Source organism: Rheinheimera mesophila (assembly GCF_000986865.1).
Lineage (GTDB): Bacteria > Pseudomonadota > Gammaproteobacteria > Enterobacterales > Alteromonadaceae > Pararheinheimera > Pararheinheimera mesophila.
In genome coordinates this window covers 1-12,520 of sequence record NZ_LAVS01000015.1, presented here as the reverse complement: position 1 = coordinate 12,520, position 12,520 = coordinate 1, and the positions used below count along the sequence as shown (strand labels likewise).

At 48.8% G+C, this 12,520-nt stretch carries 13 protein-coding genes; 5 read left to right on the top strand and 8 right to left on the bottom strand.

All coding sequences use genetic code 11. The annotated features are described in order from the left end of the window. Nucleotides 1-2: 2 nt before the first annotated feature. From SD53_RS07640 to SD53_RS07620, 5 genes are read right to left on the bottom strand one after another with little or no spacing between them, the layout of a single operon-like run. Nucleotides 3-1,007: an ArsJ-associated glyceraldehyde-3-phosphate dehydrogenase gene (locus SD53_RS07640; RefSeq protein ID WP_046519682.1), complete on the bottom strand. Its 1,005-nt coding sequence runs from the start codon at nt 1,005-1,007 to the stop codon at nt 3-5. Nucleotides 1,008-1,023: 16 nt separating this feature from the next. After that, nucleotides 1,024-1,509: a phosphatase domain-containing putative toxin gene (locus tag SD53_RS07635; RefSeq protein WP_046519640.1), complete on the bottom strand. Its 486-nt coding sequence runs from the start codon at nt 1,507-1,509 to the stop codon at nt 1,024-1,026. Nucleotides 1,510-1,542: 33 nt separating this feature from the next. Further along, on the bottom strand, nt 1,543-2,562 hold the full coding sequence (gene arsB, locus SD53_RS07630) for an ACR3 family arsenite efflux transporter (RefSeq protein WP_046519639.1): 1,020 nt from the start codon (nt 2,560-2,562) through the stop codon (nt 1,543-1,545). A gap of 28 nt (nt 2,563-2,590) precedes the next feature. After that, complete coding sequence (locus tag SD53_RS07625) at nt 2,591-3,067, bottom strand: arsenate reductase ArsC (protein ID WP_046519638.1); 477 nt, start codon at nt 3,065-3,067, stop codon at nt 2,591-2,593. 16 nt (nt 3,068-3,083) lie between these two features. Continuing rightward, nucleotides 3,084-3,434 carry a metalloregulator ArsR/SmtB family transcription factor gene (locus SD53_RS07620; RefSeq protein ID WP_082101817.1) on the bottom strand — a complete coding sequence of 117 codons (351 nt, stop codon included), beginning with the start codon at nt 3,432-3,434 and terminating at the stop codon, nt 3,084-3,086. A 124-nt stretch (nt 3,435-3,558) separates the two neighbouring features. Here SD53_RS07620 and SD53_RS18000 point away from each other — a divergent pair, with 124 nt between their 5' ends. The 5 genes from SD53_RS18000 to SD53_RS07595 all read left to right on the top strand — a co-directional run bounded on the left by SD53_RS18000 (nt 3,559) and on the right by SD53_RS07595 (nt 9,466). Then, on the top strand, nt 3,559-4,092 hold the full coding sequence (locus tag SD53_RS18000) for a PH domain-containing protein (RefSeq protein ID WP_052749300.1): 534 nt from the start codon (nt 3,559-3,561) through the stop codon (nt 4,090-4,092). Next, nucleotides 4,079-5,566, top strand: a complete 1,488-nt coding sequence (locus SD53_RS07610) for a PH domain-containing protein (RefSeq protein WP_082101816.1) — start codon at nt 4,079-4,081, stop codon at nt 5,564-5,566. Before SD53_RS18000 ends, SD53_RS07610 begins: the two co-directional genes overlap by 14 nt. 129 nt (nt 5,567-5,695) lie before the next feature. Then, nucleotides 5,696-6,703, top strand: coding sequence for a Fe(3+) ABC transporter substrate-binding protein (locus SD53_RS07605; protein ID WP_046519636.1), 1,008 nt, complete (start codon nt 5,696-5,698; stop codon nt 6,701-6,703). Nucleotides 6,704-6,800: 97 nt separating this feature from the next. Then, nucleotides 6,801-8,432 (top strand): ABC transporter permease, encoded by a 1,632-nt coding sequence (locus SD53_RS07600; RefSeq protein ID WP_046519635.1) that lies wholly within the window; start codon nt 6,801-6,803, stop codon nt 8,430-8,432. Continuing rightward, nucleotides 8,432-9,466 (top strand): ABC transporter ATP-binding protein, encoded by a 1,035-nt coding sequence (locus SD53_RS07595; RefSeq protein ID WP_046519634.1) that lies wholly within the window; start codon nt 8,432-8,434, stop codon nt 9,464-9,466. The genes SD53_RS07600 and SD53_RS07595 overlap by 1 nt, the downstream gene beginning before the upstream one ends. A 48-nt stretch (nt 9,467-9,514) precedes the next feature. Here SD53_RS07595 and SD53_RS07590 read toward each other — a convergent pair whose 3' ends face one another. From SD53_RS07590 to SD53_RS18645, 3 genes are all read right to left on the bottom strand, one after another. Further along, entirely contained in the window at nt 9,515-11,134 is a 1,620-nt protein-coding gene (locus SD53_RS07590; RefSeq protein ID WP_046519633.1) for a methyl-accepting chemotaxis protein, read from the bottom strand. A 377-nt stretch (nt 11,135-11,511) separates the two neighbouring features. Beyond that, a complete protein-coding gene (locus tag SD53_RS07585) occupies nt 11,512-11,991 on the bottom strand; it encodes a VOC family protein (RefSeq protein WP_206539913.1) in 480 nt (159 codons plus the stop codon). Nucleotides 11,992-12,083: 92 nt separating this feature from the next. Further along, nucleotides 12,084-12,520 (bottom strand): hypothetical protein (locus tag SD53_RS18645; protein ID WP_046519632.1); only part of this gene is annotated, 437 nt, incomplete at its 5' end.

Below are 12,520 nucleotides of genomic sequence, written 5' to 3'. Positions count from 1 at the left end.
CGTTATATAGATCCGACTAGTTTGGCCAACTCCACTGTACGATTGGCATAACCCCATTCGTTATCGTACCAGGCATAAATTTTCACTTGAGTGCCGTTGACCACCATGGTCGACAGGGCGTCGATAATGCTGGATCTTGGGTCGGTTTTATAATCGACCGACACCAGAGGCCGCTCTTCATACCCCAGAATGTCTTTGAGTTCCTGCTCTGAGGCCGCTTTTAATAAGGCATTAACCTCTTGTGCTGTGGTAGCGCGTTCTACTTCAAACACGCAGTCGGTTAAAGAGGCATTAGCCAGTGGTACTCTTACGGCATGGCCATTCAAACGGCCTTTGAGTTCAGGGAATATTTCGGTAATAGCAGTAGCCGAACCTGTAGTAGTGGGAATTAAACTGCTACCGCAAGCACGGGCACGGCGTAAGTCTTTGTGTGGCGTGTCCAAAATAGACTGGGTATTGGTTAAGTCGTGAATGGTGGTGATAGAGCCATGTTTAATACCGAGCTTTTCATGAATAACTTTAACCACTGGGGCCAGACAGTTGGTGGTGCAACTAGCCGCTGTCACTATCTTATGTGTTGCGGCATTAAATAACTGATGATTGACTCCCATCACCACGTTTAATACACCCGCTTCTTTGACCGGGGCGCTGACCACCACACGTTTAACGCCCTGATCCAAATAAGCCTGTAGCTGCGCTGTGCTTTTCATTTTGCCAGAGCATTCAATAACAACATCGCAACCTGACCACTCGGTGTCTGCTATTGCTTTATTGTGCGTCACGGCAATAGGCTGGCCTTTAATAACCACGGAGCTGTCCTGAGCTTCCGCCTGCTGCTGCCAGCGGCCGTGCACTGAGTCGAAATTCAGTAAATGAGCAAAAGTAGCCGCATCACCGGCTGGGTCGTTGATCTGCACAAATTCAAACTCAGGCCAGTCAAATGCAGCACGTAATGCTAAACGACCGATACGGCCAAAGCCGTTTATTCCAACTTTAATTTTTTTCATCATAGCGTCTCTTGAGTTACAGGCTTTGAAAATAGGCCTGATGTGGGGCTAAGGTCAGGGCATAAGGCCGCAAGGCCTGAATACGTTGCCTGATCCGCTCTTTGTCGATACCACGTTCGACCATAATTTGTGCAGCCACTAAACCAGTGCGGCCTGAGCCGCCTTTGCAGTGGATGGCGACTTTTTTGCCATCTTTTAACAACTGATGGATCTGCGGGCCTTGTTGTTGCCAGGCTGCAGCAAAGTCGGCCAGCGGTGCCTGATCGTCTTCAATAGGGCAATGAAACCAGGCTAAGCCCAGTTCTTTGCACAGTATGGGTAAGTCCATGACCTGGTTACGTGCTATTTCGTCTTCAGGCATTAAGGTTAAAATGGCCGAAGCACCGGCTTGCTTTAACCTTAACAACGAGTCTTTCAGTCCCTCAGTTTTAGTGCCGGGGCAAGGGGTAAAAAGAAGTGCCGCTGAGCCTTCCAGTACTAATTCGTCAAATGGGTGTGACATAAATTTGTCCTTTTCGCTATGCGATAGCTTGGATTAATTAGGTATAAACCAGTGGCGTGTGCGGTTGGCAAACCAAACCAGCGACAACATCACAGGAACTTCAACCAGTACGCCAACTACAGTGGCAAGAGCCGCGCCTGAATTCAGGCCAAAAAGCGAAATCGCCACAGCGACTGCTAATTCAAAAAAGTTACTGGCACCGACCATACCGGCCGGTGCTGCTATGTTATGAGGTAGTTGCAGTTTGCAGCCGGTAACATAAGTCAAAGCAAAAATGCCGTAAGTTTGCAGCAGTAAAGGAATGGCAATCAGCACTATAGCGAGCGGTTGATGCAAAATAGTCTGAGCCTGAAAACCAAACAACAGCACCACTGTGGCCAGTAAGCCAAACACGGACCAGGGTTTAATATGGGCAAGCAGGGCCGACAGGTGTTCTGGTTTTTTGCCGGAGAACAATTTTCTGGTCCAGACACCGGCCAAAAGTGGCAGCAGCACATAAAGCACCACAGATAAAATCAGAGTTGACCAGGGCACAGTGATATCCGACACACCCAACAGCAAAGCACTGATAGGCGCAAAGGCGAAAATCATAATAATGTCGTTTATTGACACCTGAACCAGAGTGTAATTGGCATCGCCTTTGGTCAGTTGGCTCCAGACAAACACCATAGCGGTGCAAGGAGCTACACCCAATAAAATCATACCTGCTATGTATTCAGTGGCCGTCTGAGGGGCAACCCAATCAGCAAACAGAAAGCGGAAAAACAACCAGCCCAGCAAGGCCATAGTAAAAGGTTTGATTAGCCAGTTTACGACCAGTGTCAGCAGGATGCCTTTGGGTTTTTGGGTGACGTCTTTGATGGCGCTAAAATCAATCTGCACCATCATTGGATAAATCATCACCCAGATAAAAGCTGCTATTACCAGATTCACCTGAGCATATTCCAATGAGGCCACTAACTGGAACAGGTTTGGGATCAGATTGCCGGCAACCACACCCAGCAACATAGCCAGCGCCACCCAGACCGATAAATAACGTTCAAATAATCCCATAAATAAGCCTTTGTTTTTAAAGTGTGATTTATAAAGGGTAAGAAAAAGCTATAGCTTCGATAGCAGCCTGATTGAGCTGATTCAGCCGAATCAGCGCTTCACATCTTTTGCTCAGCACATCAAACAGCAGCGTAAATTCCGCTTCAATTTGTGTTGGAGAAAGTCCGTTACGGGTTGGATCTGGTAAACCCCAATGGCCTTTGACTGCCCTGCCAAACCAGACTGGACAGGATTCTCCTGCAGCCTGGTCACAGACAGTGATCACCAGATCCGGATTAAATTCGGTCAAATCATCCCAGCTTTTGCTTTGCAGATTTTTTGTATCCACCGACCACTGCGACAGATACTGCAATGTTAAGGGGTGAACTATACCTCGTGGAGAGCTGCCTGCACTGGCTACTACAACATCGCTTTGGTTACCCAGTCGCACCACCAAATGACGGGTAATAGCTTCTGCAAGAATGCTGCGACAGGAGTTGTGAGTACATAAAAACAGAATATTCATTTCAACATCCTTAGCGTTAACAGCAACCTTTTTGTCGCTCTGGTCTGCTACCCATCTGGCACAATTGCTGGTGGTTTAATGTCAGCCAGTCAGAGTGTGCGGCTGCTGTCTGTTGTACACAGCTCAAAGCCCAATCAGGTAATTCCGGGTTTAACCGGTAATACACCCATAAACCTTGTTTACGGTCGAGCAAAATGCCATCACGGCGCAACTGAGCTAAATGACGTGAAATTTTCGGCTGGCTGTCGGCAAGTGCAGCTACCAGCTCACAAACACAAAGCTCTTGTTCCTGCTGGATCAGCAACAAAGAACGCAGCCGGGTTTCGTCCGCCAGCGCTTTAAAAAATATGATAGGGTTCAGTTGCATTCTCGAAACTACATATGGAAAACCATATGTAGTATATATCTGTTTTTCCATATGTAAATTGAAATCTATGGCGAAACTTCGCTTTGCGATATGCTAGAGCCAATAAAAACAAGGACGCTTTCCTATGACGAACCAGCTTCTTCACACTGGATTTTTAGATGATCAGTGTTTATCCGGGCCTTTACCTGAGCAGTGGTTGTTGTTGCCCAGCCTGGCTTTAACCAAAAGACGCTTTAGCTGGGCTCTGACTTTGCTGGTTGTATTGTGCGTCGTCATGGCCGCGCAGTGGTGGTGGGACTTCCCCTGGCTGTTGCCTGTGCTGGGGAGTGCCAGCGGATTGATAGTTCTTGTCAGTTGGTTCTGGTTACCACTGGCGGTCCGCCACTGCAGATTTTTACTTCGTACTGAGGATTTTTTACTGCAATCTGGTGTGCTCTGGCATAAAGCGGTGTTGATCCCCTTGCATAGGGTGCAGCATGTCACCATCAGTCAGGGGCCACTGCAAAAACGTTTTGGACTTGCGACCTTAAAAGTTTTTACCGCTGGGGGTGTGCATGCTGAAGCCACGCTGGCTGATATCAATTATGGCGTAGCGCAGGCGTTCAGTGAGCAGCTTAGCCAGTTGATCCCACGCGGAGACAGTGATGCTCAGGACTGAGATGCCTGAGCCAAAAACCACTGCTGAACAGTGGCAGCGTTGTTCGGTTTGGGCTTTGCTGCCCCTGCTGGTCAAAGCTGTGGTGCAATGGGCTGGTGTGATCCTCGGTGGTGCCTATTTATCTTTTAGCGAGCGTTTTCAGCATTATGCTCCCTACGCTCTGACCGCTTTGGCGCTCTTGATCATCGGCAGTGCGGTGTTGAACTGGCGCAGCACTTTGTTTCGTGTTTCTGCAAAGGGCATTGAATTAAGCCGGGGCGTGTTGCAAAAAGAGCATCTGCTACTGGCAAAATCCCGGGTGCAGGAGTTGCAGGTGCAACAGCCATTTTATTTTCGGCCGCTGCAATTGTTTACGGTCAGCCTGGACAGTGCAGGTAGCCAGCAGCAGGAGTTTTATCTGACCGGCCTGACGGCGTCACAGTTAACCTTGTTGCAAGGTGGCGCGCAAGCTTCACAGCACAGCCCCTCCACAGCATTTTTCCGTCTTTGGCTTGCTACGCTGTACAACAAACACTTGTGGTTACCTTTGATGGCGGTCTGTGGTGCGGTGTTGTCGCAGCTTGATGGCCAAGTAGGCGAGCAGTTGGTGGCGCAAGGCGGTGAAATGCTGCAACAGGCCGGTTTGGAACAGAGTCTCACTGTGCAACTAGCCGTCAGTTTTGCGCTGCTGCTGTTGGTTGCATTGGTTTTAGTACTGATGAGCTGGATTTGGCTTTACCCGCAGCATTTTCTGCGTGATGACACACAACTGCAGTTGATTCAGGGCTCCTTGTTAAAAAGATCGCAACGGATCTTAAAGAAACGAGTACAGCTACTTAGGCTGAATCAGCCCTGGCTGGCACGGATTTTTGGACACTTCTCTGTTATTTTTCATGGATTTACTAATTCTCAGGAGCAAAGCAGTAAATTTGTAGTGTTAGGGCAAGGGATCGATGAGGTTAATCAACAGTTGGAAGCACAACAACTGTTAACCTTGTCTGAGCTCCAGCAACTCGCCTGGCAGCGTTTTGCTCCGGTCTATTTCCGGCGTTTACTCTGGCTTAGAGGGGGAGTCATTCTCCTGTTAAGTCTGCTGATAGCTCTGCTGGTAAAAACCCAACTGATCGCTCCAGGCACAGGTTGTAGTTTGGCTGGCATGGCGGCTTTGTGGTTGTTGGCGGACTGGTGGGCTTACCGGCGTTGGCATGGATTTTATGTGCAGGATCAGGTGCTGTACCTGTGGCAAGGGGGCATCAGTCAGTGCTGGCAGATATTACCTTTGTGGCAAGTACAAAAGGTGCAACTGGTGCAATCGTTATTTTTGCGTAAGCAGCAACTGGTGCAGCTCAGGTTCGATACGGCCAATGGCAGCATCACGCTGGCAGCTATTCCAAATCAGCAAGCCAGGGAGCTATATGCTCAGGTACTGAGTTGGCGACACTCCATTGCGCATGGTCTGCCCGATGCGTCGACTCGTATAACAGCGCGATCATGACGAATTCAACTGCTGTGGTTTAACTCTTGGATGATGTAATTTGCAGCAAAAGCGGCTTTGTTATTTGAGAACAGTTCTTGTTTATGGTAATACTGCGGCAACTTTCAGTGAACCCCAACGGAGTATCCGATGAAATTTTGGCAAAAATCTTTAATTACAGCAGCCTTCACTACTGCGGCTATGGCTCAGGCCGCAGAAGTGAATGTGTATTCTGGCCGTCAGGAAGAATTGATTAAACCTATGCTGGATCAATTCAGCAAGGACACTGGTATTAAAGTGAATCTGATCACAGGTAAGCCGGATGAACTGATCAGCCGGATGCAAAGTGAAGGTCGCAATAGCCCTGCAGACCTGCTAATCAGCACGGATGTCGGGCGTTTACACAGAGCTGAAGTGCAAGGTTTATTGCAGCCGGTCGATTCAAAAGTACTGACGGATGCTATTCCTGCGCACTTACGCGATCCTAAACAGCAGTGGTTTGGTTTAACCAAACGTGCCCGTCCTATTATGTATGTGCCGGGCAAAGTCAAACCAGAGCAGTTAAGCACTATTGAAGATTTGGCCGACCCAAAGTGGAAAGGAAAAATCTGTGTACGTTCATCTGACAATATTTATAACCAGTCGATGGTTGCCGCCCTGATCACCCAAATCGGTGAGGAAAAAACTCAGGCCTGGGCCAATGGCTTTGTCAAAAACTTCGCTCAACCACCTAAAGGCGGCGACCGCGACCAGATCAAAGCTGCGGCTGCCGGTGTGTGTGATATTGCCATTGCCAATACCTACTATTTAGGTGGTATGTTTGATGATGCGAGCGACAAAGCCGCCGCTGAAGCTGTGAAAGTATTCTGGCCCAATCAGCAGGACCGTGGAGCTCATATCAACATCTCTGGTGCTGGTGTAGCGAAATATGCACCAAACAAAGCTGAAGCGATAAAGTTGCTGGAGTATATGGTGAAACCTCAAAGCCAAAGCTGGTATGCTGTGACGAACCACGAATATCCGGTTGTGGCAGATGTGAAGTGGAGCCAACGTCTTGAATCCTTTGGGCAGTTTAAGGCCGAGCAGGTACAATTATCGACTCTGGGCGAGTTAAACGCTAAGGCGATTCAGGTGATGGACAAAGCAGGCTGGAAATAATTCCACTGCGTAATTTTGTTGATACGAAGAAGCGGGCGACCTTTCAGGTCGCCGCTATGTTTTTCACGATACAGTGTTTTAAAAGGATATCCCCCGTTTGACCAGCCCACTCTTCAGCCGGACTGTCACTCTGCTCGCCTTGCTGCTGGCAGTGCCTGTGCTGGTGATCCTTGGCTCTTTAGTGACGCCCCAGCCTGAACTGTGGACCCATTTACTCGATACAGTGCTGGCTGATTACGTCATCAACTCTCTAGTATTGGCGTTGGGGGTGGGGGTATTCACTGCTGCTATAGGGACATTTACCGCCTGGACAGTGGCGCGTTATCAGTTTGTTGGTCGTACTCTGGTGCAGTGGTTATTGCTGTTGCCGATGGCGATCCCGGCTTATATCATGGCCTACAGTTACACAGGTTTACTGGATTTTGCCGGACCAGTGCAAAGTCAGTTACGGCTTTGGTTTCACTGGTCTTACGGCGATTATTATTTCCCTGAAATCCGCTCTTTGCCCGGCGCTATCCTGATGTTGTCGCTGGTGCTTTATCCTTATGTCTATATGTTGGCGCGTACCGCCTTTCGCCAGCAATCCGGCTCTTTACTTGAAGCCAGCCGCACTCTGGGCCTGACACCCCGGCAGCATTTCTGGAGGGTGGCTTTGCCAGTGGCCCGTCCTGCCATTTTAACCGGCGCTGCCCTTGCGATGATGGAGGCTTTGGCTGACTACGGTACAGTGCAGTATTTTGGGGTCACGACCTTTACCACCGGCATTTTCCGCACCTGGTTTGGTATGGGCAATCAATTGGGGGCGGCGCAACTCTCGGCGCTGTTGTGCAGTTTTGTGTTGCTATTGCTTTATCTGGAGCAATGGTCCAGGCGCAAACTGAAGTTTTATCAGCAAGGCCAAAAGCAGCAGGAGCAGTCCCGTCAGCCAGTGCAGGGGGGCGCAGGTGTTCGTTTACTGCTGTTGTGTCTATCGCCTGTTATTTTTGGTTTTTTGTTACCGGCGTTGCAGTTAGTGGGCTGGGCTTTGGAAAGATTAGAGCAACTGTGGTCAGCCGATTTTATTCAGTTGCTGATCAATAGTTTTTCACTGGCTGCTCTCACCGCTGTAGTTACCGCCAGTCTGGCGATTTGCTTTGCTTATGCCAAACGTTTGTCCGGTCATTGGTCTTTGGTGTTGCCGGTGCGTGTTGCTGCTATGGGGTATGCCTTACCAGGCACTGTGATTGCCATAGGCGTGATGATACCGCTGGCGGCTTTGGATAATTCCATCGATCTGTGGGCAGAGCAGCAGTTTGGTATTCGTACCGGTTTATTGTTATCCGGCACTTTAGTCGCGCTGGTGTTGGCCTATACAGTGCGTTTTATGGCTGTGGCATTACATAGTGTTGAAGCAGGTTTAATGCAAATTACCCCCTCGATGGACAACGCGGCCCGCAGTTTGGGCGAAAGCCCGGTTGGGGTGCTCAGGCGGGTGCATGTGCCACTGCTGCGGGCTTCGGTGCTGAGTGCTTTATTGCTGGTGTTTGTTGATGTGCTTAAAGAGCTACCAGCCACTTTACTGCTGCGACCTTTTAACTTTAATACCTTGTCGGTGCGCAGTTACGAGCTGGCTTCAGATGAGCGGCTGGCTGATGCGGCCTTGCCCGCACTGGCCATAGTACTGATAGGGTTAATTCCGGTGATCCTGCTGTCCCGCGCTTTGGATCGTTCTAACAGAGGAGCTACCTAGTGCTGGTATTACAACAAGTGTCGATCGCCTATGGCTCGGCTACTGTGGTGAAAGACTTAAGCTTAACTTTGCAACAAGGCCAGATCGGCTGTTTGTTAGGACCATCCGGCTGCGGTAAAACCAGCTTGTTACGCGCTATTGCAGGTTTTGAACCTGTTCAAACTGGCGCCGTTGTCTTGGCTGGTTCGGTTCTGTCAGAACCAGGCATGCGGGTCAGTCCGGAACAGCGTGGCATTGGTATGGTATTTCAGGATTTTGCACTGTTTCCACATTTGACCGTCGCGCAAAATATTGCCTTTGGCTTACAGAAAACACCAAAGGCGCAGCAGCAACAGATAGTCGCAGAATTATTAGCGTTAGTCGGCTTGCCAACGTTGGCTGACCGTTATGTGCATCAACTCTCAGGTGGCCAACAGCAGCGGGTGGCTTTAGCCCGGGCTTTAGCACCACAGCCACAAGTGTTGTTATTGGATGAGCCTTTTTCTGGCTTAGACGCTGATCTACGTGAGGCTCTGGCACAAGATATTCGCGCTATTATCAAACAACGTGGTATCAGCGCTTTGATGGTGACTCATGACCAGTTTGAGGCTTTTGCCATCGCCGATCAGATAGGTGTGATGCAACACGGTAAGCTACAGCAATGGGGTAGTGCTTACGAGCTGTATCATCAGCCTGCTAACCGTTTTGTGGCCGACTTTGTTGGGCATGGTGCTTTACTTAAAGGCGAAGTGCTGGCGGATGAGAGGGTGTACACAGCCTTGGGCGTATTTGCGCAGACCCAATCGACTTTTGCCTCTGGTGCGGCCGTGGATTTACTGGTGCGGCCGGACGATATAGTGCATGACGATCAGAGCGGCTTTACTGCCAAAGTGGTGGGCAAATCCTTCCGTGGCTCACATATTCTGTACAGTCTGGAGTTGGAGGGGGCAGAGCAGGTGTATTGTTTAGCGCCTAGCCATCATGATCATCAGCTACAAAGCCGCATTGGTATTAAGTTGGAGCTGGATCACTTAGTGCTGTTCCCGCGAGCCTAACTCAGCGGGCAAATCAGCCTGTTAACAAACTGATTTGCCCTCTTGAACTTATAAGGTAAAGCGCGCTACGGCGTGATTCAGGCCGTTGGATAAAGTGCGAAGTTCATGCGCCACTTCACTGTTGTGGCGGGTTGCTTCGCTGTTTTGTGCCGACATAGTGGCGATACGTTCAATATGACCAGCCACTTCATTACTGGCGGCATTTTGCTCCTGTAGCGACATCGAAATAGATTCAACAACACTCACTACCTGCTGGAAGCTGTGCTGAATAACATCGATAGCGCTGCCCGCCTGACCGGCTAGTTCGACCCCCATATTGACTTGTTCAACCCCTGTACTCATCTGACCCACAGCATCCACTGTGCCACTTAAAATCACGTCTATCATGCCGGAAATTTCAGTGGTTGATTGAGTAGTGCGCTGCGCCAATAAGCGTACTTCATCCGCTACTACGGCAAAACCGCGGCCTTGCTCGCCAGCCCGGGCCGCTTCGATAGCCGCGTTTAGAGCCAGTAAGTTGGTTTGATCAGCAATACCTTTAATCACGTTGACGATAGAGGAGATTTGTTCAGACTGTTTACCCAGCTCTTCAATACGGCTTGAGGCTGAACGCACCACCTGAGCTATCCGCTCCATGCTGGCGACTGTGTCGTTAATCACTTTACTGCTTTGTTGCGCCTGTTGACCGGACTTTCCGGCAATAGTCCGGGCTTCGCTGGCATTGGCTGAGACGGAATCTATGCTGACACTGAGTTGTTCCACTGCTGCAGCGATAGACGACGAAGCTCTGGATTGCTCTTCGGCTGAAGCTGAAAGTTGTTCTGTGGTACTGGCCACAGTAGAGCTGGCGCCACTTAAATCGGCCGCCGCGGTTTTGATTTGACTCATCAGTTGGTGCAACTGAGTTTGCATTCTGGCCAGCGCTTTCAGCAGATCGGCTATTTCATCCCCACCACTGCTGTCAATGGTATTGGTCAGTTTGCCATCGGCCACAGCGGAGACTAACTCCTTAGCCACCTGCAATCTGCTTTGCAGCGACGTTTTCAGATAAAGAGCGATAAACACACTGAACACCAGAATAACTAAACCACCGATCAGCAAGGTCGTTAAGACAAAACTTTTCGCCTGAGCTGCGTCCTGACTGCGACTGTCTAACAACGAGCGTTCTCTTTGCTGCACAGTTTCCATCTGCAGGCGAATTTTATCCATAAAGGCTTTGCCTGTGCCGCGGCGCTCGAATTCCCTTACTGCCTGGCGTGCTGTTGTGTCTGTGCCTGCGGCTTGCATTTGACTGATACTCGGCTCAATAGCTTGAGTCAACCACTCGTTGTAAAGGCCCTGTATGGTTTTTAAGCTTTGTTGTTGCTCAGGGTTATCCGAGGTTTTTTGCAGTAGTTCCTTGATATCTTTTTCTGCTTCCAGTTTGCCCTGATGGTAGGGCTCTAATGAGGCTTCATCGCCAGTGATGACAAAACCCCGTTGGCCTGTTTCTATATTCACGAAGGCTTCCGACAATCTATTGGCAATACGAATCACTTCAAAGGTATGGATATTCAGCGCAACAGCCTGCTGCATTTTATTCAGTTGATTGAGAGTGATCACAGTAGACAATGCAACCAGCGCCACAATAGCGGCAAAAGCAAAAATAAGTTTTCGAACCAGAGTCATAATGTACCTCGGTGGGATTAGCTGTTGGATACTGAGCAAAGGCCCGGTGCCGTAAAGGTGTTGATACAGTTGTACGTGGTACAGGCAAACTGGATCAGTAGCTTATAAATAAAGTCGGGGGAATGCTTTTGGCGAATTCAGGAAAATAAGCCGGGAAAGTTTGAGTGCCTGGTTTTTTCTGAATAATTTACTGATTGAGTTTTAATGCTTTAACAAAAATAAAAGCGGAAACCCGATAAGAAACAGCAAAAAGCTCTTGTTCAGGCGAAAGGACCAGAGCGACTCCGGGCTGCGGCAACAGGCTGTTTTAACAGCTTAGGGCAGGTTGCCATTTCAGACCACCTGCAGTTATTTGTCAGGCTTCGTTCGCCTGAGACTTATGGTAATGGCTCCATCAGCCCAATTCGGTTGCGTTCGCTGTCTTCAATTTCAGCAACATAAGAGTAGCCGCCAGCCCTGGTTTTAGGGAAAAGTACTTTTGCTCCAGCTAATTGGACCTGATGCAGAGTGTTGTCGATGTTTTCGGCATGTAAATAGATCAGAGTTCCACTGAGGGATGGTTGGTAGATCTCCCCCTTCGCCAATGCACCGCTGATACCGGTGCCATCGAGCTCAAAAGGTATAAACGCCATCTGATTGCCATGGATCTCTTCGAATTGAAAATCAAAACCGAAGACTTGCTGGTAAAACGCAACGGCCCGCTTCATGTCGGTGACAGGGATCTCAAAATACATCGCAGGGTTAGCTTTACGTACCATCTCTTTCCTCTGATAAATTGAACAAGCGGATACCAACATTGCCACAGAAGCAATAATTGCCAGCATTGCGTTGTCTTTGGTTTTTGTGGAGAAGGGCATCTGTAATAAGTTCCTGATAAGCAGGGTTTTAGTATCAAGTATACAGATATGGGGGTGATTAGACCTTACGCCTGAGTTCCGTTAATTGATTGTTATGCACGATTTAAAACCAACCTAGTAACTTTGGCTAAGCCATAACCTAATGTGCCAGTCACTGCACTAAGCCAAATGGCATGAATTGGGATAAAGATAATAGCCAATGCAGAAGTAGATGAAGTGTGTTCAGGCGTAAAAAGCGAATGCTGCATACCCCAGTAACCCCAAAAATGGAAAATGGATATAGTGGCAAGTGAGCTGTAAAGTGCGATTTTTCCGATAGCAGAATTTTTAAGACTTGAAAAAAGAGCTACAGCAGAAAGCACTATATAAGGAATTATTCTGAAGGAAGCTGAAAACAAAAAACTATCTAGTGTGAAATATTGAGTGGCACGTTCAAAGCCAGATTGAGGACCGTACCCGCAGACAATCACAGCCAATAGCCAATTAACTGTTGTCTCATTGATGAAGAGAAAAGATAGTAATAATAAAG

Excerpts from the sequence above, each read along its gene's own strand:
- SD53_RS07590 (WP_046519633.1), bottom strand. The coding sequence starts at position 11,134 with ATGACTCTGGTTCGAAAACTTATTTTTGCTTTTGCCGCTATTGTGGCG.
- SD53_RS07640 (WP_046519682.1), bottom strand. The coding sequence starts at position 1,007 with ATGAAAAAAATTAAAGTTGGAATAAACGGCTTTGGCCGTATCGGTCGT.
- SD53_RS07635 (WP_046519640.1), bottom strand. The coding sequence starts at position 1,509 with ATGTCACACCCATTTGACGAATTAGTACTGGAAGGCTCAGCGGCACTT.
- SD53_RS07610 (WP_082101816.1), top strand. The coding sequence starts at position 4,079 with ATGCTCAGGACTGAGATGCCTGAGCCAAAAACCACTGCTGAACAGTGG.
- SD53_RS07620 (WP_082101817.1), bottom strand. The coding sequence starts at position 3,434 with ATGCAACTGAACCCTATCATATTTTTTAAAGCGCTGGCGGACGAAACC.
- SD53_RS07605 (WP_046519636.1), top strand. The coding sequence starts at position 5,696 with ATGAAATTTTGGCAAAAATCTTTAATTACAGCAGCCTTCACTACTGCG.
- SD53_RS07585 (WP_206539913.1), bottom strand. The coding sequence starts at position 11,991 with ATGCCCTTCTCCACAAAAACCAAAGACAACGCAATGCTGGCAATTATT.
- SD53_RS18000 (WP_052749300.1), top strand. The coding sequence starts at position 3,559 with ATGACGAACCAGCTTCTTCACACTGGATTTTTAGATGATCAGTGTTTA.
- SD53_RS07625 (WP_046519638.1), bottom strand. The coding sequence starts at position 3,067 with ATGAATATTCTGTTTTTATGTACTCACAACTCCTGTCGCAGCATTCTT.
- arsB (WP_046519639.1), bottom strand. The coding sequence starts at position 2,562 with ATGGGATTATTTGAACGTTATTTATCGGTCTGGGTGGCGCTGGCTATG.